This is a genomic window from Sphingorhabdus sp. EL138, assembly GCF_900258045.1.
Classification (GTDB): domain Bacteria; phylum Pseudomonadota; class Alphaproteobacteria; order Sphingomonadales; family Sphingomonadaceae; genus Parasphingorhabdus.
In genome coordinates this window covers 420,373-444,857 of sequence record NZ_OGVD01000002.1, presented here as the reverse complement: position 1 = coordinate 444,857, position 24,485 = coordinate 420,373, and the positions used below count along the sequence as shown (strand labels likewise).

The window sequence follows — 24,485 nt, the reverse complement described above, 5'->3', positions numbered from 1 at the left end:
AACCGTTCCGTTTTCGTTCACGGTGACGTTTTAAACGCTTTGCATGCTGTTTAAGCGTAACTGGTTTCGCCAGTCCGCCGATATGTCAGCCGCTTGCCACGAGCGCCCTTTAGGGCTTCTGTGGAACGTTCAAAGTCATTCAGCTTCCGAGTATTGTAGCGAAAATCGAACTCACCCAGATAGCGATTTAGATGCGCTTCACTGACTGAGTGATAAACACCAATGATACCGCGCTTAAGGATCGCGAAATAGCTTTCGACAGTATTGGTGTGAAAGACACCCTTGCGAACATACTCGCCAAGGCTGTGTTTAACGACACCATGACCAGTATATTCTTTGCCAACGGCTTTGTAGCCATTGTGGTCATCGGTCATAAGCCAGCTACCGCGATCTGCATTGGTAACGAGAGCATGGCGCAGGTTAGGTCCGGTAACACGCGCCATATGTTGACTACGAACACGACCACCACGTTCTACAAGGGAAACAACTGGCATTTTAACATGAATACCAAAGCCAGAGCCTTTACGGTCTTTGGCATGACGGTTCTTGTCTTTACCGCCAACATAAGTCTCATCAGCTTCTACGGTCACACCATAGCCGCCTAGAGGCTCTTGATCGGCATCCTTCATGGCTTCACGGATGCGGTGCATCATGAACCAAGCCGTTTTATAGGAAACACCAATCATACGGGCAATCTGATGCGCGCTCATACCCTTTTTGGATGAGCAAAGCAGATGATTGACCAGCAACCATTTATTCAAAGGAACTTTGGAACGTTCAAACACGGTCCCAACGGTCACAGTATATTGCTGGCGGCAATCATTGCACTGGACAACGCCTTTACGAACCGTCCCGCCGGGATGCGCTTTGGTAGGCTTGCGCTTCTGTGGTGGCAGCCGCTTCGCATTGAGCGACCCGCAATGAGGGCAAGTAGGACCGTCAGGCCAATGAATAGCTTCCAAATGCTCACGGGCTTTGTCTTCATCGGTGAAGCGAGGTGCGAAAATGTCGATTGCGTTTTCCATGCAATTTTAATGGCGTATAGCACCTGCTTTGTCAAGTATACAGTGCCCTAAATTTTAGGCAGCGCCTTTTTCCATTCTCGCCAATATGTCGGGAATGATCGCTGCGGTCTCCCGGTGGCCGATTTCGATCAACTCTTCAGCCTTGGTGAAATTCTGCATGTCGATATGGCCGACAGGCGGGGATAGTGAAAAATCCGGCGGGTCAAGCGCCAGCGAATAGCGCCCCAGATTGCGCAGAGACAGACCGATAGAGGCTTTCACAATGGCAATGCTATTGGGATATTTGCCATCATCCCGGCTGATCCCCGCCATTTCCGCGCGGTTGATGAAGTCATCCTGCAAGTTGACGGACAGGCACAGGGCATCAGGCGCCATATCGCGCGCCGGGGAAACAGGCACGGGCAGCGCCGCACCGCCATCGACAAGCAGGCGGCCGTCATATTCCACCGGCTTGAAAATTCCCGGCAAAGACATTGAGGCACGGATGGCCGGGACCAGCTTACCGCTGTTCATGATGATGGTATCGCCAGTTCTAAGGTCCGCCGCGACGGCAGCCACCGGAATGGACAAGTCGGAAAAGGTAAGGCTGCCAAGCTGTTCTTCCAGCTCTTTCTCGATCATCCGCGCGCCCATGACCGCGCCGCGTTTGAAATGCGGGTCCATGAAGCGGATCAATGTTCGCAAATTTGCGGTGCGCGCAGTTTCTTCGAGATAATCGAGCTTTCCGGCAGCAAAGCTGGCACCGGTAATTGCGCCGATGGACGTGCCGGATATGGCCGCTATCTCCAAAGGTGAATCCTCAATCGCGCGCAGCACACCGATATGGGTCCAGCCCAAACCTGCGCCGCCGCCCAAGGCAAGGGACAGTTTCATAGCGAGACGTCCTCTGCCAGCACCGCTTTGGCTTCGTCCAAATCTTCCTTGAGCACCATTACGCGGGCAGGTAGCGCAATCCCCGCGCCTTCGACAATATTCACACCGCTATCGAAACAGACTGCGCCAATGCCGGCGGCCTCCAGCCGACCACGGATAATCTCCGCTTCATAACCATGCATATGGCGGGACAGTTCGACGAGGCTCATAGTCTCAGCCATTCCCGCTGAGATAACGGTCGGTCGCACGGGTTGGCAGGCCGTCAATGCTCTGTACCCGGCCTGCTGTCTTCTCCATCCATTTTTCCGGATCAGACTGACGATGATATTTGATCAGCGTCTCGCGCTCGGCCTTCAATTCCATCTGCGGCACGCCCCAGCCGCAGCTGGTTTGCACATTGTCCACGGTGATATCGAATATCTGGCGGGTGCCCGGCAAAATCTCGAAATGCGCCGCCAGTTCATCCCAGCCATCATCTTGTGGCAGCACGGGTTTACCGGTGCCATAAAGCCGCATGATCAGTGCAGGGTTGGCAAAATTGTTGAACATGATCGTCACCCGGCCATCAGCAATCAGATGCGCATGGGTTTCGTTGCCCGACCCTGCAAGGTCCAGATAGGCAACCCGCTTCGGGCCCAGCACACGAAAAGCATCATAGCCTTTGGGCGACAGGTTGATCCGGGCATCAGGCGCTGCCGTCGCTACAAAGAATACCGGCTGCTTTGCGATAAAAGCGGTGTGATCATCATTCAGTGCATCAAAAAATTCGGCCATGGTCAATATTCCTGTTCAATAGAAAGGCGCTCCTAACAGAGATTTCCAGATCAGAACAGCAAACCAGTGTATCAAAATCACGGGCCAGAGCGATTGCGACCTGATCCGTATATGGGACAATATGATACCCAATATCAACGTGACGATCCAGAATGACGGACGCAAAAACAGGTCTGCCCAAGGCGGCCCCATGGTCAATGCCTGCAACGGATGCCACGCGACAAACAATAATGTCGAGAGCCAAGCCCCCCATCGCGGAGTGAGCTGAGTCAGCCACGATAGCAGCACACCACGAAACACCAGTTCTTCAAAAAAGGCCGGCACAAAAAACAGCACAATGGCGGTAACCAGCAAGGATGTCATGTCGGTGACCGGATTCCAGACCAGCCATTCCGCGAGAAAACCGAGCAGGGCAATCACAGCAAGAGACGGAACAGCGAGGCGCACCGCCGCGATCCATTGTTTGGCCTCAGGCCATGCCTTGAGCGCAGCCCATGTTTGCTGAAACTCTATCTTCACGACCTACCAGCCTGCGCCTTCATCTAGCGCAACCTGCTCCTCGGGCCGGGTTTCACGGCCGAGCACTGCATTGCGATGCGGAAAGCGGCCAAATTTGACGATAACGTCACGATGCGCCTTGGCAAATTTGATATTATTCTCAATCCCTAATGCCGTAAACAGACCCAGTGAGCGAGTCTGGTCATCGAGATCCTCACTGTGCATGAAGGGCATATATACGAACATCCTTTGGTCTTCGGTCAGCTGATGATCCAGCTCGCGATCAACCGCCTGTTTGGCGATTTGCAACGCCAGATGGTCGGTGGCAAAGGCCTCGGCGCTGTCCCGAAACATGTTTCGCGGAAACTGGTCGAACAATATTATCGCAGCAAGGGCTGCTTCTGAGGTTGCCAGAAAATCTGTCGCGACCCTGGTTTTTTGTTCTTCCCACAGCTCGGCAAAGCGTTCTGTAATCTGCTCGTCGACATCCGCGCTGGAACCGAACCAGTCATCGGGAGTCAGTTTGTTGAACCAGAAATGGAAGATTTTAGAGGTCCAGTCATCCATCACATATCCACCCCGCTTTCGTCATCCTGAACTTGTTTCAGGATCTCTTGACAGAGCGCACGCAGCTTCAGATCCTGAAGCAAGTTCAGGATGATAACATTTGGAGATGTTCAAGCGGCCGTGCCCCCAACCGTCAGGCCATCGACCAGCAACGTTGGCTGCCCGACACCCGCTGGTACTGACTGCCCGCCTTTGCCGCACACGCCAATGCCTTCGTCCAGGGCCATATCATTGCCGATACCAGTCACCTTGGTCAGCGCGGTCGGACCATCACCGATCAGCGTCGCCCCTTTTATCGGCGCGCCCAGTTTGCCATTTTCGATCTTGTAGGCTTCGGTGCAGGAGAAGACGAATTTGCCGGAGACGATATCCACCTGCCCGCCGCCGAAGCTCTTGGCGTAGATGCCGTTTTTCACGCGGCCCATCAGCTCATCGGGATCATCCTTGCCGCCCCGCATAAACGTGTTGGTCATCCGCGGCATCGGCGCATGGGCATAGCTTTCGCGGCGACCATTGCCGGTTGCGGGAACGCCCATGAGGCGCGCGTTTAGCCGGTCCTGCATGTAACATTTCAATATGCCATCCTCGATCAGGACATTTTCCTGCGTTGGCGTGCCTTCGTCATCAATGCTCAGCGATCCGCGCCGCTCATTGATCGAGCCATCGTCCACAACAGTGACGCCCGGCGCAGCCACCCGCTCACCGATCCGACCGGAAAAGGCGCTCGTACCCTTGCGGTTGAAATCGCCTTCCAGGCCATGCCCAATAGCTTCATGCAAGATGATGCCAGGCCAGCCCGGGCCAAGCAGAACCGTCTGTTCACCTGCAGGAGCATCAACGCTTTCAAGATTGATCAGCGCTTGGTTCAATGCCTCATCAACGGCACGGTTCCAGCGCGCTTCCTCAAACAGCTGGTCATAGAGATAACGCCCACCCATGCCAAAGCTGCCGGTTTCGCGGCGGCCATTTTGTTCGGCGACAATAGAGACATTTAGCCGCACCAGCGGCCGCACATCGGTTGCCACAAAGCCATCGGGACGAACAATTTCGACCACGCTCCAGCTGCCGGACAGACCAACAGATACCTGCGCAACGCGCGGATCACGAGCGCGCGCCGCAGCGTCAATTTCTTGACACAAGGCCACTTTCTTCGCGAACGGAATGGCTTCCAGCGGATTCGCTTCACCATAAAGATGTTGGTTGGAACCGCGTGGCGGCGGGGCCGGATCACCCTTGGCCGGGTCCAGCAATTGCAGGGTTTGAGCCGCGCGCTTGATGGCCGCTTCGCTAATCTCGTTACTATGGGAGAACCCGGTCATTTCGCCAGATACACCGCGCAGGCCAAACCCGCTGTCGGTACTATAGTCAGCGGTTTTCAGGCGGCCATCGTCAAAACCGAAACTCTCCACCGCGCTATATTGCAGGTAAAGTTCTCCGTCATCACAGGCCGAAAGACTACCCGATACAAGGGCCTTGGCCCGTTCCGGGTCCAATCCGTCCGGGCGATAAAGAAACGAGCGAGGGTCCAAATTTTTCATCATTTCTACTATATAGAAACGAAATCGGGGCTGCGCACCCCCTTAGGTCAGATTATTCGCCTTAAGGCGCTTCTGCAGAAACATCAGCCGGCCCGCCGATCAAAATGAACCGACGATCACAATAGCCGCAATCGACATAGCCTTTTTCATCTATTTCCAGCCAGACGCGGGGATGGCCCAGCGCCGCGCCACCGGGGATATCCGATGCGCCGTCACAGGCATTGCGTTTTTTGGACGTGCGGACAATTTCAGGTGCGTCGTTCATGTCGCGCGATTAGCAACAGTCACTCGCTGGCGCAATATATTACCGCAGTCTTTCGACCCGATAATCTAGAGATAATCGACCGTCATCGTGAATGTACCGGTGTAGACGCCCGCTTCCTGATCAGCATCGACATTAAGACGCCCGCCAACAGTCAGCTGATATATACCGAGTGTGCCGAGAAAGCCGCGAACAAAGGTACCGAAATTCCGGTTCCCGTTACCAATTGCCATCTGGTCAATGTTCATATTGTCGGAGCCGTTGGTATGTGTCACTGTCATGGTTCCGGGAATGGACACTTCAACGATCTGGTTCGGCCCGCCATAGATAATGAAATTACCGCGTCCTGAAGGGCCTCCGGCAAGTGTAACACCGCCGTTGCTTGTGCGGTTGCCATTACGCGTATCCATAAACACGGTACCGGCGGCAGGGGATGGAATGATCCTGCCAAATTCCAGGTCGGCAATATTTACAACAGAGAGCGGGCCAATTGTAACCGCTCTCGCGTCGGCATCAGCCGTCTGAGCAAGCGCCGCTGGCGCGCTTGTTATCCCGACAAGCACGGTCAACAGGCAGCCAATCAGCCGTGAAATAATCTGGTCTCTGGTCATCATTTTTACTCACTACCCACAAATTCTAAACATTTTCTATGCGTACCGGCTGATCCCCATCAGCTTGTACGCCGCTTACTTCATTTACTGATAATCAATCGTCACATTAAACGTCCCGCGATAAGTGCCGCCGACTTGATTGGCACCCACCCGCAATTGACCGCCAATCTGATAGGTTGCCTCTCCACTGGCATCGAGCGGCCGGTTGCGCGGCCCGTCAAAACGAAACCGGTTCACCCGCATCGTTTCGCTCCCGCCATCGCGGACAATATCAATACGATTTTCCGCCACAGTGATCCGGACACTGGTCAGTGGCGTCCCGGAAGCTGTAAAGGAAGCAGCCGTTGGTGCCCCGCCGATAGATATTGCATTACCGTTGCGTTGATTAAGCGCACTGGTTGTCGGGTTCATCCGGAATACTGATCGGATCGTGCCCGCAATAAAATCGCCAAAGTGCAGATCGGAATTTTTGACCATGTTGACGCCCTGGTTGACGGCAACGGTTGCATTACCGCTAGCAGACTGCGCCCGGACAGGTTGCGTTAGACCAATGCACACAAGCGCAGACAGCATGAATGCCCCGCGCGCAAGTACAGGCTTAAACGCCCGTTTCTGGTCCCTCATTTGTTCCACATTGCCTCAACTAGCGGCAACAGCACAAAATTTTGTTTAATATCATGCCTAATTTTTCGTTAAATGCTGTCACATTCTGTATCCTGATCGATGCAAAGCCTTTGATTGTGGGGGGCAAGATGGTTATGCGGTTGCCATGACTGAAGCTGCTATCTCCATCCAACATCTCTCCAAAACCTATGCCGGCGGCAAAAAAGCGCTGGATGACGTCACTTTTGACGTAAAACGAGGAGAAATTTTCGGGCTTTTGGGCCCAAATGGCGCGGGAAAATCCACGCTAATCAACATCTTGTCCGGTATGGTCAGCAAAAGCGGTGGCACGGCCAATATCTGGGGCTTTGATATTGATGCAGACCATCGCAATGCCAAAGCATCCATCGGTATCGTCCCGCAGGAGATCATGTTCGATCCGTTCTTCACGCCAGCGGAATCGCTGGAGGTTGTGGCCGGACTTTACGGGATCAAGAAATCCGAACGCCGGACGATGGAATTGCTGCGCGCCGTCCATCTTGAAGACAAGGCCCATGCCTATTCGCGCACATTATCCGGCGGCATGAAGCGCCGCCTGCTGGTGGCCAAAGCGATGGTCCATTCTCCGCCGATACTGGTTCTGGACGAACCCACAGCCGGCGTGGATATCGAATTGCGTCAACAGCTTTGGGAATATGTCGAGCAGCTCAATGCATCCGGCGTGACCATCGTTCTGACCACCCACTATCTGGAAGAGGCGGAAAATCTCTGTGACCGGATTGCGATTATCAATCATGGCAAGCTGATTGCGCTCAAAACAACACCGGAACTAGTGGACATGGCCCGGGAAAAGCTGGTCGAACTGACCCTGGATCGAGATATTTCCGAAGAATCCGATGCGGTTACCTTTGCCGATGATCAGTTCCTGAAAGCCGATATTATCGGCCCACGCACGGTTGCCGTGACGTATAACAAGGATCGCACCAATGCCGGCGGCGTGATGCAGGCCGTGCAGAAACGCGGCTATCAGATTGTCGATGTCACGACGCGGGAAGCGGATCTGGAAGACGTGTTCCTGAACTTGACGCGCAAAGCCGCATGAGCAATTTCGACGTTATCATCGTCGGCTCCGGCGCAGCAGGACTGAGCGCCGCGATCACATTGGCGCGGACGCATAAAGTGCTCGTGCTGGCCAAGGGTGATCTCGCCGGTGGCTCAACGGCCTGGGCGCAGGGCGGTATTGCCGCTGTACTTGATGCCGGCGATACGTTTGAAAATCATATCGATGACACGATGGTCGCCGGTGCGGGGTTAAACCGCCGGGAAACGGTTGAGTTTGTTGTTGAAAATGCGCCCGCCGCGATCGAACGGTTGGAAGAAATGGGCGTTCCGTTCAACAAGGAAGCGGAAGTCCTGCACCTGACCCGCGAAGGCGGCCATAGCCACCGCCGGATCGTCCATGTCGATGACGCCACCGGCTGGGCAGTACAGGATGCGCTGCAAAAAACGGCGGCCGCCCATCCCAATATCACCATGCAACCAAATATGGTGGCGATTGACCTGATTGCCGACCGGCACGCCGTGACGCAGACGGGCGCAAAAAACGTCTGGGGCGTTTATGCGCTGAACAATGCAACCGGCCGCGTGGAAACGCTGACATCGCGGGCCACGATCATGGCGAGCGGCGGCGCAGGCCGCACCTATCTCTTCTCCACCGCACCGCGCGGCGCAACCGGCGACGGCATCGCCATGGCATGGCGGGCCGGTGCGCGGGTTTCCAATATGGAGATGATGCAGTTTCACCCCACCTGCCTATATAATCTCGAAGTCAAGAATTTCCTGATTACCGAGGCTGTGCGCGGCGAAGGCGGGCACCTGCTCAATCCACGCACCGGCAAGCGGTTCATGGAGTTTTATGACAGCAAACGGATGGAGCTGGCACCCCGGGACATTGTCGCCCGCGCCAATGATGCCGAGATCAAGCAATTTGGCCTCGATTATGTCCATCTGGATATCAGTCACGAAACCCCAGACTTTGTGAAAGGCCATTTCCCCAATATCTATGACAAGCTGATCGGGTTGGGCATCGATATGACCACCGGACCGATCCCGGTCGTCCCTGCGCAGCATTATACCTGCGGCGGGATATTGATTGACCTCAACGGCCGCACTGATTTGCCCGGCCTCTATGCCGCCGGTGAAGCCAGTGAAAGCGGGCTCCATGGCGCCAATCGCCTCGCTTCCAACAGCTTGCTTGAATGTTTCGTCTTCGGCGACGCCGCCGCCCGCGATATCGCGGCGCATTGGAATGACATGCCCGAACCGCCAGCAATCCGTCCGTGGGATGAAAGCCGCGTTACGGACAGTGATGAAGAAGTTGTCATCAAGCAGACATGGACGGAAATCCGCCGCTTCATGTGGAATTATGTCGGCATCGTGCGCACCACCAAGCGTCTGGAGCGCGCCCAGCACCGCATTGATCTGCTGCGCGGTGAAGTCGAGGAATATTACGGCCATTTCCGGGTCACCCAGGATTTGATCGAGCTACGCAACCTGATCGAGGTCGCGGACCTGATTGTCAAATCCGCGCTCGCGCGCAAGGAAAGCCGCGGCCTGCACTACATTACCGACTATTCCGATTTGCTGCCGGAAGCGGTAGATACGGTTTTGGCGCCTTAGAAAAAACCTGCCTGGCGCCAGTTTTATGCTAATCCCTCCCCAACGGAACAGGAGGGACATACATCATGAACTGGGAACTCATATTCACCGTCACCAATAGCTGGGCTTTGCTGATGTGGCTGATACTGGCCTTGGCGCCGCGCCGAGACATGGCGATGAAGGGCATATTTTATGGCGGCGTCGGCTTGCTCGCGCTCACTTATGCGGTAATTATTATCCCGCTGATGACCGGTATGATAGAAGGCGGCAGCAGTGAAGGAAATTCCAGCAGTCTGGCCGGTGTGCAAGCCCTGTTATCCAGCGATGGCGGCGCCACCATTGGCTGGATCCATTTTCTTGCCTTCGATCTGTTTGTCGGCATGTGGGTGGCGCGCAACGCGGATAAATACGGATTTGCCCGCTGGATTCAGGTTCCCATATTGTTTTTCGTATTGATGTTGGGGCCTTTGGGGCTAGTCCTCTATCTTTTGCTGCGTTTCTCGCGTCACAATAGAGTTGCGGATGCCGTAGTACCTCAATAAGACACTGAAGTTGAAATAGCAGCATATGGTTCCAATCTTGATAGAGATAAGGAATTGAAAAGGGTAAGTAATGGCAGATCCGTATCAGGCATTGGGCGTGGCCAAGGGCGCAAGCGAGAAGGAGATTAAGAGCGCCTATCGCAAGCTTGCCAAAGAGCTGCATCCTGACCGCAACAAGGACAATCCCAAGGCTACGGAAAGGTTTTCCGATGTCACCAAGGCTTATGATCTGCTGCTGGACAAGGACAAACGCGCGCAATTTGATCGCGGAGAGATTGATGCTGATGGCAATCCTGCGGGTTTTGGCTTCGGCGGCGGGCCCGGCGGCACCTATTCACGCGGCGCCGGGGGGCAGCAATTTGATTTCGGCAATGGCGGTGCAGATTTCGGTGACATATTTGAAGGGTTGTTTGGCGGTGGCGGACGCAGTTCCAGCCCATTCAGCTCTCGGCAACGCAGCGCGCCGCCACCAAAAGGGGCCAATGTTTCCTATCGATTGAAAGTCGAGTTCATTGCAGCCGCAACGCTTGAAAAACAGCGGATAACTCTGGAAGATGGCAAGACGATTGACCTCAGCCTGCCAAAAGGCGTTGAGGAAGGCACGCAAATGCGGCTTGGCGGCAAGGGACGGCAAGGGGCGGGTGGCAATGGCGATGCCATTGTGACCATCCATATCAACAGCCACCCCTTTTACGAGCGTGATGGCGACAATGTGAAACTGGAGCTGCCGATCAGTCTGAAGGAAGCGGTTGAAGGGGCCAAAATCAAAGTGCCAACCGTAGATGGTCCGGTCATGCTTTCCATTCCCGCTGGCTCTGACTCCGGCAAGACGCTGCGTCTAAAGAACAAAGGTTTTCACAAGAAATCCGGTGGTCGCGGTGACCATCTGGTGACATTGATGATCACATTGCCGAAAGATGATTCAAAGCTGGCGGAGTTTGTGAAAGACTGGGAAAATGGCGAAAACCCGCGCGCAGATATGGGTGTGTGATTTTGACTGAATATTTTCATGTCTGACCCGTCGCCTCTTTCCCCAGAAGCACGGCGTGAGAAGCCATCGCGGCCCGGGCGGAAAAGTGAGAAAGCAGCCAAGACACTGGCAGAAGGCCATTTACTGCGAAGGATCATTTCGGTCGTCGAACGAACGGCCGTGGGTGTCTATACTGACGGCTTCACCTTTGCCGGGAATTTCGCCTATCTTGCGCTACTGGCGGTATTTTCCTTCTTCATCGTCGCAGCCGCCATTGCTGGCAGCATTGGTCAGACCGCTATCGGCATTGATTTTGTCGAAGCGTTTCTAAGGACCGTTCCGCCTTCTGTGGCCAGCGCACTACACGACCCCATTCAGGATGCGATGGGCGCACGAACCGGGCCTTTATTGTGGTTCAGTGCCGCAGTTGGTCTTTGGACTACCGCCAGCCTGATCGAAACCATCCGCGAAATCCTGCACCGCGCCTATGGTGTAACGGCCCAGCGGGCCTTCTGGGAGTATCGTCTGACCTCCATCGGTCTTATCATCCTGTCAGTGTTTTTCGCGATGCTTGCGCTCAGTGCGCAATTTGTTGTGGCAGGGATCAGCGAGTTTCTTGGTGGATATTTCCCTGATCTGGCCGAAAGTACGACGTGGTTTTCGCTGTCCAACGCTCTCCCCTTTCTGGTGCTGTTTATCACGCTCTATCTGTTGTTCCGACTTCTTACGCCCCGCCAATATCGCCCGCGTGCCTATCCGAAGTGGCCGGGTGCGGTGTTCATCAGCGGCTGGTGGCTGCTCATTACCGGCTTTTTGCCGCTCTTTCTGAAATATGCTGCCAATTATCAACTCACCTACGGCAGCCTTGCCGGTGTTATGATCACGCTGATTTTCTTTTACCTCATCGGGCTGGGAATGGTGATCGGTTCCGAACTCAATGCCGCTCTGGCCGACCGGCCGCAGCATGAAGAACCAGACTTGTAAGCGCCGGATGATGATTTTCTGGAATATCAGCGGCATGAGCGCTATTGAGGATCAAATTTTACATGCAAAAAGGACTGGCAATGAATGAACTGATGAAAGGCAAACGCGGCCTGATCATGGGTCTGGCGAATAACAAATCGCTCGCCTGGGGCATTGCAAAAAAGCTCTCCGAAGCCGGCGCCGAACTGGCGATCAGCTATCAGGGTGAAGTCATGGCCAAGCGTGTCAAACCGCTGGCCGAAGAACTGGGCTGTGATTTCCTGTTGGATTGTGATGTGTCTGATATGGATCAGCTCGACAAGACTTTCGTTGAACTGGCCGAAAAATGGCCCACGATTGACTTTGTCGTTCACGCCATCGGCTTCACCAACAAAGAGGCCCTGCGCGGCAAATATTTTGACGTGACCCTCGACGATTTCCTGATGACGATGAATATCAGCGTCTACAGTTTCACCGCCGTTGCCAAGCGCGCCGCTGCGATGATGAATCCCGGTGGATCAATGCTCACGTTATCCTACTACGGCGCGGAAAAGGTTATTCCGCACTATAACGTCATGGGCGTGGCCAAAGCGGCACTGGAAACATCGGTGCAATATCTCGCCAATGATGTTGGCCCAGATGGTATCCGGGTGAATGCGATTTCTGCGGGGCCGATCAAGACCCTTGCCGCATCCGGCATCGGGGATTTTCGCTATATCCTGAAATGGAATGAGCTAAACTCCCCTATGCGCCGCAATGTCACGATTGATGATGTGGGGTCTTCTGCGCTCTATTTCCTGTCCGATCTGTCTTCGGGAGTGACCGGTGAGACGCATCATGTTGATGCAGGCTATCACACGATCGGAATGAAACAGGAAGATGCGCCGGATATCGCGCTGGATTAAGGAAAAACCATGTTGTCTTTATATTCTATTGGCATTTTCGCGGCTCTGTTGACATCGCAAACTGCGGACGATTTCCATTCGGATGCCAAAGGCCCCTCAACGGTTTGCGACATAACCGCCGCCGGCGCCCGAGATTTTCCAATAGCGGTTAGGGATAGTGGCTCCTATTCACTACTGAACCAAAATGACGACTATTACGCTGTGATTTCAGATGATGAACTGACGGTTTGGGCCTTTACAATGCCAAAAAGTTCACTCCCAATGGCGGCGGTTTGCACCCGACGAATCAAGTCAGATGATGGCAGCATATCTGGCCAATTTGCTATGCGCTGTGATGGAGACAAAGAAGAATGCGATAAGGTATTTGTCGAGTGGCGAGAGTATCACGATACCGTAACGGTTAAGCGAGTACGGAAAAATCCCAAATAACGCGGGCACGATAAAATGAAGCTGCGAACAGAGGGAACTGATGATCAGCAGCCAATCTTTGCGGTAAATAAGGCGGCTTTTGCAACTGATGCTGAAGCACGGCTTGTCGATATGCTGCGGGAAGATGGTGATCTATACTTCTCTCAGGTAGCTGAGGAGGATGGCACTATAATCGGCCATATAGCGCTTAGTCCCATGGATACCACAGCCGACGACCGGCCAGTGAAGGCGCTAGGTCTTGGGCCGGTTGCTGTCGCGCCAAATCGTCAGCATGAAGGTGTAGGATCACAGCTTGTCCAAGCCGCTATCCGTTGGGCGCAATCGCAGGACTGGCAGTTGATCATATTGCTTGGAAACCCCCGCTACTATTCACGCTTCGGCTTTTCTGTCGAGGATGCGAAGCCATTTGCCTCGCCTTTTGCCGGTCCGTATTTTCAAGCACTCTGGCTTGACGAGACGGCCCAAAAGCCGCAGTCAGGGCGAGCAGAATATGCGCCCGCCTTTGGTCGCCTGTAAAAACAAAAAAGTGGGCCAATAGATGAGGGTATATGAGTTTTAACAGTTTCGGCCGCGTATTTCGCTTTTCCACCTGGGGGGAAAGTCATGGGCCTGCGCTGGGCGCGGTCGTTGATGGCTGCCCTCCCGGCTTGACGCTAAGCGAAGCGGACATCCAACCGTTTCTGGATGCCCGGCGGCCAGGTCAATCCAAATATACCACGCAGCGGCAGGAACCCGATCAGGTGAAAATCCTGTCCGGCGTATTCGAAGGCAAAACCACCGGCACGCCTATTTCGCTGATGATCGAAAATATCGACCAGCGGTCCAAGGATTATAGCGAAGTCGCCAAAGCCTATCGCCCCGGCCATGCCGATTATGCCTATGATGCCAAATATGGCTTTCGTGATTATCGCGGCGGAGGCCGGTCAAGCGCGCGCGAAACAGCTGCGCGTGTGGCCGCTGGCGCAGTCGCCCGTCTTGCCATTCCGGAAGTATCGGTTCGCGCATGGGTTGCCGAAATTGGCGGCGATGCAATTGATATGGCGAATTTTGAGACGCAAGAAATAGGCAATAACCCGTTTTTCTGTCCCGATGCCGCCGCCGCCAAACGCTGGGAAGCTCTGGTCGATGGCGCACGCAAGGATGGCAGCAGCCTTGGCGCGATCATCGCTTGTGAGGCAACCGGTGTTCCTGCCGGATGGGGCGCACCCGTCTATGCAAAGCTCGATAGCGAAATCGCCGCCGCGATGATGACCATAAACGCCACAAAAGGTGTGGAGATTGGCGACGGCTTTGCAGCTGCACGCCTACGCGGCGAAGATAATGCCGATGCCATGCGCCCGGGAAATGAAGGACCGCGATTCGAATCCAACCATGCAGGCGGGACCGCTGGCGGCATTTCCACCGGACAACCGGTTTTCTGCCGCGTGGCTTTCAAACCGACCAGCTCTATCCTGACACCAGTGGATACGATCACCCGCGATGGTGAAGCGACCGAGATTACCACCAAAGGCCGCCACGACCCGTGCGTGGGCATACGCGGCGTGCCGGTGGTAGAGGCGATGATGGCGCTGGTGCTCGCAGATCAAAAGCTTTTGCATCGCGCGCAATGCGGCCCGACGTAATGTGGATGCCCTGATCAGATGATCGATCTCGTCCTTCATGTCATTGATGACTATATTCAAGCGCATAAGGCGATTATCGGTCTTGTCATATTAGGCTTTCTTTTCGCTGGCTTCATCATGGAACGTTTTCCCGCGGCGGTGGTTGCTGTACTGGGCGCCTGCACCTTTCTCTTTCTGGGTATCATCGATTCAGACGGTCTATTCTCGGTCTTTTCGAACACCGCACCGATCACCATAGCCGCCATGTTCATTCTCTCTGGCGCGCTGCTGAGAACGGGCACGATTGACGCGATCGCTGGTTTCATTATCGAACGCGCCAAAAAGCATCCCAAACTGGCGGTTGTCGAGATGTTCCTCGGTGCATTTGTCGCTTCTGCCTTCATGAATAATACGCCGGTTGTGCTGGTACTGATCCCCATTATCATTCGCCTGTCCCGCGCCACCGGCATATCCTCCAAAAAACTGCTCATCCCTTTGAGCTTCATTTGCATATTGGGTGGGACGACTACCCTTATCGGTACTTCCACCAACCTGATCGTTGACGCCGTTGCCCGTGACACCGGAATGGATGGATTCGGCATTTTTGAAATTACGCCTTATGGCCTGATTGCCGCGGTTGCCGGCACCATCATGATGGTTTTGTTCAGCAGCTGGCTGCTTCCAAAAGGAGAAGCAAGCGGGGAATTTTCGAGCAGCGATGAGAGTGATTTTCTCACCGAATTGACTGTCCGCAATCGATCAACAGCGATTGGCAAAATGCTCTCGGAAGTTCCGATTATTCGCCGGACCAGTGTGAATGTTTCCGCAGTGAAACGTCTTAGCAGCTATATTCGCCATGATCTGGAACATCATGAATTGCGCGCCGGTGATCGCATAGTCGTCCGGCTCGATCTCGCCGAACTCATATCACTGCGGTCTTCAGAGGACTTTAAAATCGGCATTGTACGGTCTGGTGATGTTGGGCCACTGGGTGAGGAACTGGTGGAAGCAACAGTTGCGCCGGGTCATCCCAGCATCGGCAACCGCCTGTTCGACATTCCGTTTCTTGGGCAGCTGAACGTCCGCATATTGGGCATGACCCGCTACCGTAATTTGCCGCGATCGGACCTTACCAACGCCCGCATCCACGCCGCTGACCGCCTGCTTGTGACAGGGTCCAGCAAGGATATTCAGCGGATGTATGAAAACCCCAATCTCTTTGGTGTGGGTCAGACCAAAATCCGCGCCTTTCGCAGGGATCGGGCCCCGATTGCGATTGGCGCTTTGGTCGCTGTGGTTGCCCTCGCCGCGCTTAACATCATTCCTCTCGCGGTAGCTGCCATATTGGCCGTGGGCGCGATCCTGCTGGCACGCTGTATTGATGCAGAGGAAGCATGGGGGTCGATTGACGGCAATGTACTGGTACTGATTTTCGGGATGCTGGCGGTCGGCCTTGGCCTGCAACAGGCTGGCAGCGTCGATTTAATCGTCAATCAGCTTACACCTTGGCTGCGCGATCTACCGCCATGGGCGTTGGTCTTTGCGATCTATGTATTGTCAGTATTCATGACAGAAATTGTCACGAACAATGCCGTTGCGATTATCATCACACCGATAGTGATAGCGCTCGGTCAGGATCTGGGCGTGGACCCAAGGCCGCTGGTAATCGCAGTGATGTTCGCTGCCTCCGCCAGCTTCGCAACGCCAATTGGTTATCAAACCAACACTTTGGTCTATGCAGCAGGCAACTACCGGTTCACAGACTTCTTCAAGGCCGGCATCCCGCTCACCTTTGGGGTCGGGCTGGCCACTTGTCTGGCGATCAGTTTCACGATGTGACAACTTGCCGCTAATCGCTTGCCGTAGCCGGGTTGCGACGATAGGTTGATACAAAATACAAATAGGGGTGGTGACATGCTGTCATTCTGGTTCAAAATACCGCTTTGGCAGCGGGTTATCGCGGCTCTGATTCTTGGTGTTATCACCGGTTTGATCTGGGGACCGGAATCAGAAACCATTAAGTGGATCGGCGATTTCTTCATCAAGGCGATCAAGATGCTGGTCGTTCCCCTGATCTTCTTCTCACTTGTCGCAGGTGTCGCCGCGCTTGGTGACCTCAGAAAACTGGGCAGTGTTGGCGGCCGCGCCATGATATTATTCATCATAACCGGTCAGATTGCGGCATGGCTTGGTCTGGCATTGGGCACGTTTTTTGCGCCCGGCAAAGGTGTCGACACCACGGCTATCCAGAAAGGCGAAACGCCGGCTCCCAATGAAACCACCGCTGTGGATATGATCCTCTCGATCGTTCCAGACAGTCCGGTACAAGTCATGGCCGATGTGCGGGTTTTACCGTTGATCGTATTCGCGCTGCTAATCGGTATCGGCATTTTAATGGCCAAGGAAGATGGCAAACCGCTTGCCAAGATTTTCGACAGTGGCGCCATTGTCATGCAAAAAGTCACGATGATCGTCATGGAACTGACGCCCTTTGGCGTCTTTGCCCTGATGGCATGGGTCGCCGGTACACTGGGTCCCGATGCTCTTATCTCGCTCGCGCAGCTTGTCGGCCTCAACTATCTCGGCTGTTTGCTGATCATTGGTGTCATGTATTCTGCAATGATCAAATTTGTTGCCAAGCTACCGGTGATCGATTTCTTCCGTGGTATTATTGATGCAATTGCGGTCAGCTATTCGACGGCCTCGTCCAACGCGACCCTGCCGGTGACCTTGCGCTGCGTGGAACGCAATCTGGGTGTCAGCAACTCCGTGGCCAGTTTTGTCGTTTCGCTGGGCGCGACGATCAACATGAACGGCACCGCCATGTATCTGGGGTTGGCGACCTTGTTCGGGGCACAGATTTTCGGCGTGGACCTCAGCTTCGGCGACTATGTGCTCATCGCCATCACCTCTACACTCGGCGCAATCGGTGCAGCGGGCATTCCTGGTGCCGGCCTGATCATGATGGCGCTCGTGTTCGGTAGTGTCGGCGTTCCGCTCGAAACCATCGCTTTTGTCGCCGGCGTTGACCGGATCATGGACATGATGCGCACGACAACCAATGTATCAGGCGATGCAGCCATCGCGACAACGGTGGCCGTGATGACCGGCGAGATCGATGTCGAGGAAATGATTTCTGCGGACGATGTCTAAGGTCGCAAAGGCGATCCAAATGGAAAGCTGATCTCAGACCGGCATCATAACATCGCCATATCAACAGGCTGATCCAGCAAAACACGCCCGGCGAGCTCGAACACGGCGGGCGCCGTGGCAATATGCTGGGTGGCCACATGAGCATCGCGGAAGCGGCGTTGAAGACTGCTAGTGGAATAGACTGCACCGCCGCCGCCCAATGTGTAGGCGACTTTGCAGACCTCGGCTGATGTCTCCGTCGCATGAGCACAGGCCAACCGCAAATTCGCCCGGGCTTCGGCTGAAATATCCCCATTACCCTGCGCTTCTTTCCAGGATTTTCCGACGGCATCTTCCAGAAAACTGAATGCGCCGCCCAACTGTGCCGCAGCGCGGGCAATATCAGCCTGAACGGTAGCCCGCTGTGCCATGCTGCGACCACCGCCTGGTGTTTTCTTGTTAATCGCCAGCAACCGTATTTCTTCCAGGGCAGCACGTGCATTGCCGAGGGCCACGGAGGAAACGCCCAATGCCAGCAAACCGAATAAGGGAAATTTGTAGAGCGCGCCGCTGTCGCGTGGACGATCGGCTATGAAGGAAACGGAGCGGTCCTTGGGCACCTTGATATTGTCCACACTGAAATCACCGGAGCCGGTCCCTTTCATGCCGGCGACATGCCAGCTGTCGATGAAGGTCACTTCACTGACCGGAAAGAACAGCATGCGATGATATGGCGCTCCATTGTCGAATTTCTGCAGCTCGCCGTCCCTGGTGATCATTGCGCCGCCGCCAAGCCAGCTGCAGTTGGCCGAACCGGAACCCCATTGCCACTGACCGGAAAGCAGATAATGATCGCCCATATCTTCTGCCTTACCCATCGGAGCAAAGACACCGCCGGTAATGACATCATCCGGCCCAAAAATGTCTTTTGCGGGTGTGTCGTCCAGATAAGCTGCGCCGAGAGTCGAGGTAACCGCAATCATCGTGCACCAGCCCGCGCTGGCGTCGGCTTCCGCAATCGTTTCGATCAACTGCATGAATTCCAGCGGCGGCAGTTGCAAACCGCCCAGTGTTGACGGCTTGGAGAGATTAAACGCACCAGCAGCAGCCATTTTCTGTGCCAGATCAGCCGGAAGACGGCGCGCTTCTTCGGTTTCCGCCGCCCGATCCGCGATTTCCGGCAGAAGCGATAACAATGCCGCGCCGGTGTCGCCGCCAATTCCGCTGATATCATATTGTAAACCGGCCATCTGAGAATCTCCAAAAAACTAGCGTGACCATAAGAGTTACTATTTGTCCATCCAGTAAAAACATTTACTGGTAGTGGAATGCGCTTACTCGCTTTTTTGGGGTTTATCCTTTTTTTGGCCGGATGCGGCAGCCGGGACAATGCGGATATCATGCCTGGACCAGATCAAATTGTCCGGTTGTCCGATTCAGAGATAAAAGGCCTCGATCCACAGAAAATCTCTGACCTGTCATCGCTGCGCATAGCAGCCGACCAGTTTGAAGGGCTGACACGGCTGAACGCCACCGGTGGTGCAGAACCGGGACTGGCGGAAAGCTGGACTGTTTCAGAGGACGGATTGCGGTGGAGCTTCCAACTTCGCGGCGGCCTGCGCTTTTCCGACCGTACCGGCTTTGATGCGGCCCTTTTCAGCCGGATATGGGATCGCCTGCAGGCTCCCGAGACTGCGTCGCCCACGAAAGCTCTGTTTGAAAATATCACAGCCGTTGCAGCGGATGGCGATTCCACGGTTATAGTGACACTGCGCGCACCCGCCCCTTCTCTGCCGGTTCTGTTGGCGCATCCGGCAATAGCCGCCTTGCCACTGCACCTTGTGGAACAGAAAGGTGATAAATGGACCAGCGAGCGTCCCTTGGTCACCAGCGGTCCATACCAGCTGGCAACCTGGAAATTGAACGATCATGCGCGCATGATACGCAATCCTGAATGGCATGACGAGCCGGCACCCACGCCAAGCATCATATGGAAACCGATGGATGACAGCCTGTCCGCTATGCGGCTCATCCTGGCAGGCGGTGCCGATATCGCTGCCGATTATCCGGCGAGCCGACATCAATGGCTGAACGAACACCATCCCGGTCTGGCGCGCAGCATACCCTATCTCGGCAGCTACTATTTTGCATTTAACACCCGCAAGGCACCCTTTGATGACAGCCGTGTTCGAACTGCCCTGTCGATGGCAGTGGAAAGAGCATGGATCGCCGACAAAGTGATTGGCATTGGCAATGTACCGGCGTGGAATCTGTTGCCAGCTGATCTGACCGGAAGCGTCAGTGCAAAGCCCGTGTGGGCCGAGTGGCCTCGCGAAAGGCGGTTAGCCACTGCGCGTCAGTTGCTGGAAGCGTCCGGCTACAATTCTACCAATCCGCTAAAATTTGAAATCCGGTTTAACAGTTCCGCCGAACATCGCCGTGTTTCAGTGGCGCTGGCTGCGATGTGGAAACCCCTGAATGTACAAGCCAGCCTCTTCAACAGCGAGGCAGCGCTCCATTTCGCTGCGCTTAGGAACCATGATTTTACGCTCGCCCGGTCTGGCTGGATCGCTGATTTGCCAATTGCCGAAAATTTCCTGACAGTACATCAAGCCGCCAACGGTTCCGGTAATTATTCGGGATATGACAACCCGGCTTATGATGCGATTGTAGCGCGCGCGATCAGAACGGCCAATCCGGACGAGAGAAACGCACTTATGCGCCGAGCGGACGAAATTTTGATCAAGGATATGCCGATATTACCGCTCTATTTTTACGTGACCCGCTCTCTTGTCAGCGAACGGATTGAGGGATGGCAGGATAATATTTCCAATGTGCATCCCAGCCGGACTCTGCGTATAAGAAAAAAATGAGTCATAATCGGTACTCTTGGTTCAAAGTCTTTGCCGCTCTCGTGGCGGGATCGCTCGCTCTCGCATCCTGCAGCGTCGCGGGAGATGAAGACCGCGCGCGGGTTACGGTGATCGAGGACGGTGAGCCCGTCATCAAACCCGTCGGGATCAGGCTGAATTATGCATCTGCGACGGCGCGTGCTGCAATCGCAAGAGGCTTGGTCACTTTTGATGAACAGGGCCGGGTTGTGCCGGCTCTCGCTGCCCGCTGGATCGTTACAGATGATGGCCTCAGTTATATTTTCCGCCTCAACGAAGCGAAATGGGACGATGGCCGTCAGGTTACCTCCGAACGGATTGCGACGCTGCTCCGCGAGCGTGTCACCGAACTCCAGCCGAGTAGATTGGGCAAAGACCTCCAGGTCATTGACGAGATTATATCTATGACCGGCCGCGTAATAGAGATTAGGCTCAATTCTCCCAGCCCGAACTTTCTTCAGCTTATGGCGCAACCGGAAATGGGTTTGTTTCGCTCGGGCCATGGCGCCGGGCCGATGAGTGAGCTGGACAGTAATCGTGCGTACACATTGGGGATATTCAACCAGGTCGCGTCAGATGAAGACGGAGAGGAAGGGAATGAGGAAACGCAGGAAAACGAGCCCTCTGACGACCCACGGCGAGTTTCGCTGCGCAGCGAAAGTGCCGCAAAGGCCCTCGCCCGCTATACTGCAGGCTACACGGATTTGGTCCTGAACGGGCAATTTCATCATCTACCGCTGGTGGATGAAGCAGGTGTGAGCAGCAATGACATGCGGCTTAATCCCGTTGCCGGCCTGTTCGGCCTCAAATTTCTGAGGATGAACGGATTTTGGTCTTTACCCGACAATCGGGAAGTGTTGTCCATGGCCATTGATCGCCCGGCTCTGTTGACATCTTTCCCCAAGGTGACCGCTTGGCAAAGCCGTCAAAAGATCATTCCGGATGCATTAAATGCCACCGGCATCAACGCACGGCCGGAATGGGCAGATATGTCCATGCAAGACCGACAGGCATTCGTGCGCGAGCATATACGGCGATGGGAGGCGCTGGAAGGGCCCGTTCTTCCCTTAGCCGTCGCCATCCCCGATGCCGCGGGCGCGGACATACTGTTCCTGCGCATTCAATCAGATTTGCGGCGTGTCGGCCTGGATGCCCGCAAGGTTGCCCTGGGCGAAGACGCTGATGTCAGCCTGATCGATGAAATTGCCCCCTATGACAGTGCGCATTGGTTTCTATCTCGTCTGACATGCGCCGAAACACCGGTTTGCCTGAATGACGCCGATGCGAAAATTGCCGAGGCCAATGCCGCAACAAATTTGGAAATCAAGGCCAGGCTCTACGCCGAAGCCGAAGTCCTTCTCGTTCAGCATTACAACTATATTCCCCTGGCCGTGCCGGTTCGCTGGTCGATCAGTCGACCCGGCCAGCGCGGCTTTGCGGTCAACCCCCGTGGCTGGCATCCATTGAATCCGCTGGTTGGCATTCCTATATCTTAAACATGAATAGCAGTAACATAGCGGGAGGGCGCATGGCGATTTCGGAAGAACAGTTGAAACGCTTGGCCGAACAATTACCGGATGTCAGCCGTGATCCGCAAGCCGTTCGCAACCGCGTCGAAGCCATGGAAAAGGTTCTCGAAAGGGCTTTTGTTATCCCCGGCATAAACAAGCCTATCGGACTTGATTCACTGGTCGGACTGATCCCCGTAGTTGGCGATATTGTCACCGCCGTGATGGGTGCCTATATCGTCTGGGAAGCCCGCAATCTGGGCATGTCCAAATGGCAATTGTCCCGTATGGCCGCCAATGTCGGCATTGATACGGCGCTTGGGGCAATTCCACTGGCAGGCGACGTTTTCGATTTTCTCTGGCGCTCCAACACCCGGAATTTACGGATAGTCCGCAAACATCTCGACAAACATCATCCGGGCACACGCACTCTGGAAGGCTAGCATCCCGGGAACAGTGTACCGAAATCCTCATTGTCCAGACGCGCACTATTGGCGACAAAACTGACCGTATGATACGTCCCGCACAGGGCCATAATTTCGAGCTGTGCATCCAATGACCACATCTTTTGGAAATCCGCCAACTGGGCATCCGCGACGCTTCCTCGATCACATAGATTATCGACACAACGAATCAGCAAGCTTTCTGATTCACTCCAGACTACCTCATTCACCGCACCGTTTCGGGTCGCTGCGACCTGTGCGTCACTCAATCCTGCCGCCTTGGCAAAAATCGCAACATGGACGCCCCACTCATATTCGCAATCCAGCTTGGCCGTCGTTCGTAAAATGACAATCTCTCGCTCGCGCAGCGGCAGCGCACTATCCTTATCGAGCAGATTGGGTACGGCCTTTCTCAAAAACCGCATGCTGTTGGCAAAGGTCCGGAACAGGCTGAGAATATAGCCATCCTGCTGCGGATAACCGGCGAGAACCGCTGCGATTTCCGGATCATATGGTGGTGTCAGGGGTTTCAGAACATTGCTCATCGCGTATCTCCGTGCTACAAATAATGTAGTATAGATACGCTACATATTTTGTAGCGTCAAGAAAGGCCTTTGATGCCCGTTAAAAACATAGATAAGGCAAGAGGTTCCACCACCGGTCGGCCGATCATGATATTGCTCGACATGCTCGGCAAGCGCTGGACATTGCGCATCATGTGGGAGTTAAGAGATCGCCCCCTGACCTTTAGGGACTTGCAAAAACAATGCGGCGACATCTCTCCCACTACGCTCAACAGCCGTTTGCGCGAGTTAAGAGATTTTGAAATTATCAGTCATGATACCGGCGGCTATAGCTATACCGCGCTTGGTGCAGAGCTTGGTGCACAAATGACAGAACTCGACAATTGGTCCCGCAAGTGGACTAGTCAACTTGATGACTCGCAGGCTTAGGTTCCCCGCCAGATTTTAATCGATCTGTTATCCTTTAAACCTCGCATGCTTCTTGGGCAGCGCTGGGGCCGAAAGCTCTTGCCAAGGCATATTCGCACTTCTTCCAGCCACCCCCGCCGATTGACTTTCAGCCGTATCATATCGGCTTTCAGCCCATCATTGGCCGCCGCGAACGCATCACGCAACGCACCGGCGGTCAGTGGTTTGCGCGACAGCCGGTCCATATTGGGAAACTCCACCGCTCCAAACATGATCCGCGAAATCCGGAAGTAAGTTTCCGGCCGATTAGCCATACAGGTGCCATGCTTGCTCCATTGCCGTGCCATCAGACGGGGCGATGGCATCATGCAGTAATTGCGCTTCACAATTGCGGGTGGCAATGCTTTGGTCGCACGGCACCATTGCGGATAGCTGGCCCCCTGCGCATCCGGCCACAGCCCGTGCAGAATGAAACCGAAACTGCCATCATCACCGCTGCATTGGCTTTTGTGGCGACGATCATCCTTGCGAAGGCGGCAAAATTCCGGCGACCAGCTCATCGCCAGCGTATAACCGGAAACCGGCCTAACCCGTCGCAGTTCAGCAGCAGGTTTGCGCGCTGGCGCGGCAGGATCAGTCAGCGACGGAGCGCGGCATTGATAGGATTGTGCTTGGACCAAAGTCGGTAAAACAAGAAAAATCAGCGCGAATATGGCTTTCATTCGAACACATCCGGCAGACGATAAGACGCCCTGTGAAC

General features: G+C 54.7%; 28 protein-coding genes. 15 read left to right on the top strand and 13 right to left on the bottom strand.

The window, feature by feature from the left end:
- Nucleotides 1-50: 50 nt before the first annotated feature.
- The 10 genes from DK507_RS05575 to DK507_RS05530 form a co-directional block, all read right to left on the bottom strand.
- Complete coding sequence (locus tag DK507_RS05575) at nucleotides 51-1,025, bottom strand: IS1595 family transposase (protein ID WP_174209023.1); 975 nt, start codon at nucleotides 1,023-1,025, stop codon at nucleotides 51-53.
- A gap of 54 nt (nucleotides 1,026-1,079) precedes the next feature.
- Nucleotides 1,080-1,898: a patatin-like phospholipase family protein gene (locus DK507_RS05570; protein ID WP_109355373.1), complete on the bottom strand. Its 819-nt coding sequence runs from the start codon at nucleotides 1,896-1,898 to the stop codon at nucleotides 1,080-1,082.
- Entirely contained in the window at nucleotides 1,895-2,119 is a 225-nt protein-coding gene (locus DK507_RS05565) for a DUF2007 domain-containing protein (protein WP_254054266.1), read from the bottom strand. Before DK507_RS05565 ends, DK507_RS05570 begins: the two co-directional genes overlap by 4 nt.
- Complete coding sequence (locus tag DK507_RS05560) at nucleotides 2,112-2,672, bottom strand: pyridoxamine 5'-phosphate oxidase family protein (protein ID WP_109355372.1); 561 nt, start codon at nucleotides 2,670-2,672, stop codon at nucleotides 2,112-2,114. The genes DK507_RS05565 and DK507_RS05560 overlap by 8 nt, the downstream gene beginning before the upstream one ends.
- A gap of 15 nt (nucleotides 2,673-2,687) precedes the next feature.
- A complete protein-coding gene (locus tag DK507_RS05555) occupies nucleotides 2,688-3,191 on the bottom strand; it encodes a CPBP family glutamic-type intramembrane protease (protein WP_109355371.1) in 504 nt (167 codons plus the stop codon).
- A 3-nt stretch (nucleotides 3,192-3,194) separates the two neighbouring features.
- The gene (locus DK507_RS05550) at nucleotides 3,195-3,737 is read right to left on the bottom strand and encodes a DUF924 family protein (protein ID WP_109355370.1); all 543 of its coding nucleotides are present in this window, start codon (nucleotides 3,735-3,737) and stop codon (nucleotides 3,195-3,197) included.
- Nucleotides 3,738-3,847: 110 nt separating this feature from the next.
- On the bottom strand, nucleotides 3,848-5,278 hold the full coding sequence (gene tldD / locus DK507_RS05545; protein ID WP_109355369.1) for a metalloprotease TldD: 1,431 nt from the start codon (nucleotides 5,276-5,278) through the stop codon (nucleotides 3,848-3,850).
- Between the two features lie 58 nt (nucleotides 5,279-5,336).
- Nucleotides 5,337-5,540 (bottom strand): zinc-finger domain-containing protein, encoded by a 204-nt coding sequence (locus DK507_RS05540; protein WP_109355368.1) that lies wholly within the window; start codon nucleotides 5,538-5,540, stop codon nucleotides 5,337-5,339.
- Nucleotides 5,541-5,605: 65 nt separating this feature from the next.
- Nucleotides 5,606-6,151, bottom strand: a complete 546-nt coding sequence (locus DK507_RS05535) for a DUF4402 domain-containing protein (protein ID WP_109355367.1) — start codon at nucleotides 6,149-6,151, stop codon at nucleotides 5,606-5,608.
- Nucleotides 6,152-6,232: 81 nt separating this feature from the next.
- Nucleotides 6,233-6,772 (bottom strand): DUF4402 domain-containing protein, encoded by a 540-nt coding sequence (locus tag DK507_RS05530; RefSeq protein ID WP_109355366.1) that lies wholly within the window; start codon nucleotides 6,770-6,772, stop codon nucleotides 6,233-6,235.
- A 145-nt stretch (nucleotides 6,773-6,917) separates the two neighbouring features.
- Between DK507_RS05530 and DK507_RS05525 the strand changes: the two genes are divergently transcribed.
- The 11 genes from DK507_RS05525 to DK507_RS05475 all read left to right on the top strand — a co-directional run bounded on the left by DK507_RS05525 (nucleotide 6,918) and on the right by DK507_RS05475 (nucleotide 17,972).
- A complete protein-coding gene (locus tag DK507_RS05525) occupies nucleotides 6,918-7,853 on the top strand; it encodes an ABC transporter ATP-binding protein (RefSeq protein WP_109355365.1) in 936 nt (311 codons plus the stop codon).
- Nucleotides 7,850-9,430, top strand: a complete 1,581-nt coding sequence (gene nadB / locus DK507_RS05520; protein ID WP_109355364.1) for an L-aspartate oxidase — start codon at nucleotides 7,850-7,852, stop codon at nucleotides 9,428-9,430. The genes DK507_RS05525 and nadB overlap by 4 nt, the downstream gene beginning before the upstream one ends.
- Nucleotides 9,431-9,495: 65 nt before the next feature.
- Nucleotides 9,496-9,951: an abscisic acid-deficient protein Aba4 family protein gene (locus tag DK507_RS05515; protein WP_109355363.1), complete on the top strand. Its 456-nt coding sequence runs from the start codon at nucleotides 9,496-9,498 to the stop codon at nucleotides 9,949-9,951.
- A gap of 70 nt (nucleotides 9,952-10,021) precedes the next feature.
- Complete coding sequence (locus tag DK507_RS05510; protein ID WP_109355362.1) at nucleotides 10,022-10,942, top strand: DnaJ C-terminal domain-containing protein; 921 nt, start codon at nucleotides 10,022-10,024, stop codon at nucleotides 10,940-10,942.
- 18 nt (nucleotides 10,943-10,960) lie between these two features.
- Nucleotides 10,961-11,905 carry a YihY/virulence factor BrkB family protein gene (locus tag DK507_RS05505; protein WP_109355361.1) on the top strand — a complete coding sequence of 315 codons (945 nt, stop codon included), beginning with the start codon at nucleotides 10,961-10,963 and terminating at the stop codon, nucleotides 11,903-11,905.
- Between the two features lie 80 nt (nucleotides 11,906-11,985).
- Nucleotides 11,986-12,789 carry an enoyl-ACP reductase FabI gene (gene fabI / locus DK507_RS05500; protein ID WP_109355543.1) on the top strand — a complete coding sequence of 268 codons (804 nt, stop codon included), beginning with the start codon at nucleotides 11,986-11,988 and terminating at the stop codon, nucleotides 12,787-12,789.
- A gap of 9 nt (nucleotides 12,790-12,798) precedes the next feature.
- Nucleotides 12,799-13,218 (top strand): hypothetical protein, encoded by a 420-nt coding sequence (locus tag DK507_RS05495; protein ID WP_109355360.1) that lies wholly within the window; start codon nucleotides 12,799-12,801, stop codon nucleotides 13,216-13,218.
- 15 nt (nucleotides 13,219-13,233) lie between these two features.
- Nucleotides 13,234-13,734 carry a GNAT family N-acetyltransferase gene (locus tag DK507_RS05490; RefSeq protein WP_109355359.1) on the top strand — a complete coding sequence of 167 codons (501 nt, stop codon included), beginning with the start codon at nucleotides 13,234-13,236 and terminating at the stop codon, nucleotides 13,732-13,734.
- 32 nt (nucleotides 13,735-13,766) lie between these two features.
- Nucleotides 13,767-14,840 (top strand): chorismate synthase, encoded by a 1,074-nt coding sequence (gene aroC / locus DK507_RS05485; protein ID WP_109355358.1) that lies wholly within the window; start codon nucleotides 13,767-13,769, stop codon nucleotides 14,838-14,840.
- An 18-nt stretch (nucleotides 14,841-14,858) separates the two neighbouring features.
- Nucleotides 14,859-16,658, top strand: a complete 1,800-nt coding sequence (locus DK507_RS05480; protein WP_109355357.1) for an SLC13 family permease — start codon at nucleotides 14,859-14,861, stop codon at nucleotides 16,656-16,658.
- A 75-nt stretch (nucleotides 16,659-16,733) separates the two neighbouring features.
- A complete protein-coding gene (locus DK507_RS05475) occupies nucleotides 16,734-17,972 on the top strand; it encodes a dicarboxylate/amino acid:cation symporter (protein WP_109355356.1) in 1,239 nt (412 codons plus the stop codon).
- A gap of 44 nt (nucleotides 17,973-18,016) precedes the next feature.
- Here DK507_RS05475 and DK507_RS05470 read toward each other — a convergent pair whose 3' ends face one another.
- On the bottom strand, nucleotides 18,017-19,201 hold the full coding sequence (locus tag DK507_RS05470) for an acyl-CoA dehydrogenase family protein (protein ID WP_109355355.1): 1,185 nt from the start codon (nucleotides 19,199-19,201) through the stop codon (nucleotides 18,017-18,019).
- Between the two features lie 150 nt (nucleotides 19,202-19,351).
- Here DK507_RS05470 and DK507_RS05465 point away from each other — a divergent pair, with 150 nt between their 5' ends.
- From DK507_RS05465 to DK507_RS05455, 3 genes are read left to right on the top strand one after another with little or no spacing between them, the layout of a single operon-like run.
- Complete coding sequence (locus DK507_RS05465) at nucleotides 19,352-20,824, top strand: ABC transporter substrate-binding protein (protein WP_254054265.1); 1,473 nt, start codon at nucleotides 19,352-19,354, stop codon at nucleotides 20,822-20,824.
- The gene (locus DK507_RS05460; RefSeq protein WP_109355353.1) at nucleotides 20,821-22,338 is read left to right on the top strand and encodes an ABC transporter substrate-binding protein; all 1,518 of its coding nucleotides are present in this window, start codon (nucleotides 20,821-20,823) and stop codon (nucleotides 22,336-22,338) included. The genes DK507_RS05465 and DK507_RS05460 overlap by 4 nt, the downstream gene beginning before the upstream one ends.
- A 32-nt stretch (nucleotides 22,339-22,370) precedes the next feature.
- The gene (locus tag DK507_RS05455; RefSeq protein WP_109355352.1) at nucleotides 22,371-22,793 is read left to right on the top strand and encodes a DUF4112 domain-containing protein; all 423 of its coding nucleotides are present in this window, start codon (nucleotides 22,371-22,373) and stop codon (nucleotides 22,791-22,793) included.
- On the opposite strand, the gene DK507_RS05450 is transcribed toward DK507_RS05455, so the two are convergent.
- Nucleotides 22,790-23,338: a carboxymuconolactone decarboxylase family protein gene (locus DK507_RS05450; RefSeq protein WP_109355351.1), complete on the bottom strand. Its 549-nt coding sequence runs from the start codon at nucleotides 23,336-23,338 to the stop codon at nucleotides 22,790-22,792. The two genes, DK507_RS05455 and DK507_RS05450, sit on opposite strands and share 4 nt — an antisense overlap.
- 72 nt (nucleotides 23,339-23,410) lie before the next feature.
- Between DK507_RS05450 and DK507_RS05445 the strand changes: the two genes are divergently transcribed.
- Nucleotides 23,411-23,746, top strand: coding sequence for a helix-turn-helix domain-containing protein (locus DK507_RS05445; RefSeq protein ID WP_109355350.1), 336 nt, complete (start codon nucleotides 23,411-23,413; stop codon nucleotides 23,744-23,746).
- On the opposite strand, the gene DK507_RS05440 is transcribed toward DK507_RS05445, so the two are convergent.
- On the bottom strand, nucleotides 23,743-24,447 hold the full coding sequence (locus DK507_RS05440; protein WP_109355349.1) for a ribonuclease T: 705 nt from the start codon (nucleotides 24,445-24,447) through the stop codon (nucleotides 23,743-23,745). The genes DK507_RS05445 and DK507_RS05440 overlap by 4 nt on opposite strands.
- Between the last annotated feature and the right edge of the window lie 38 nt (nucleotides 24,448-24,485).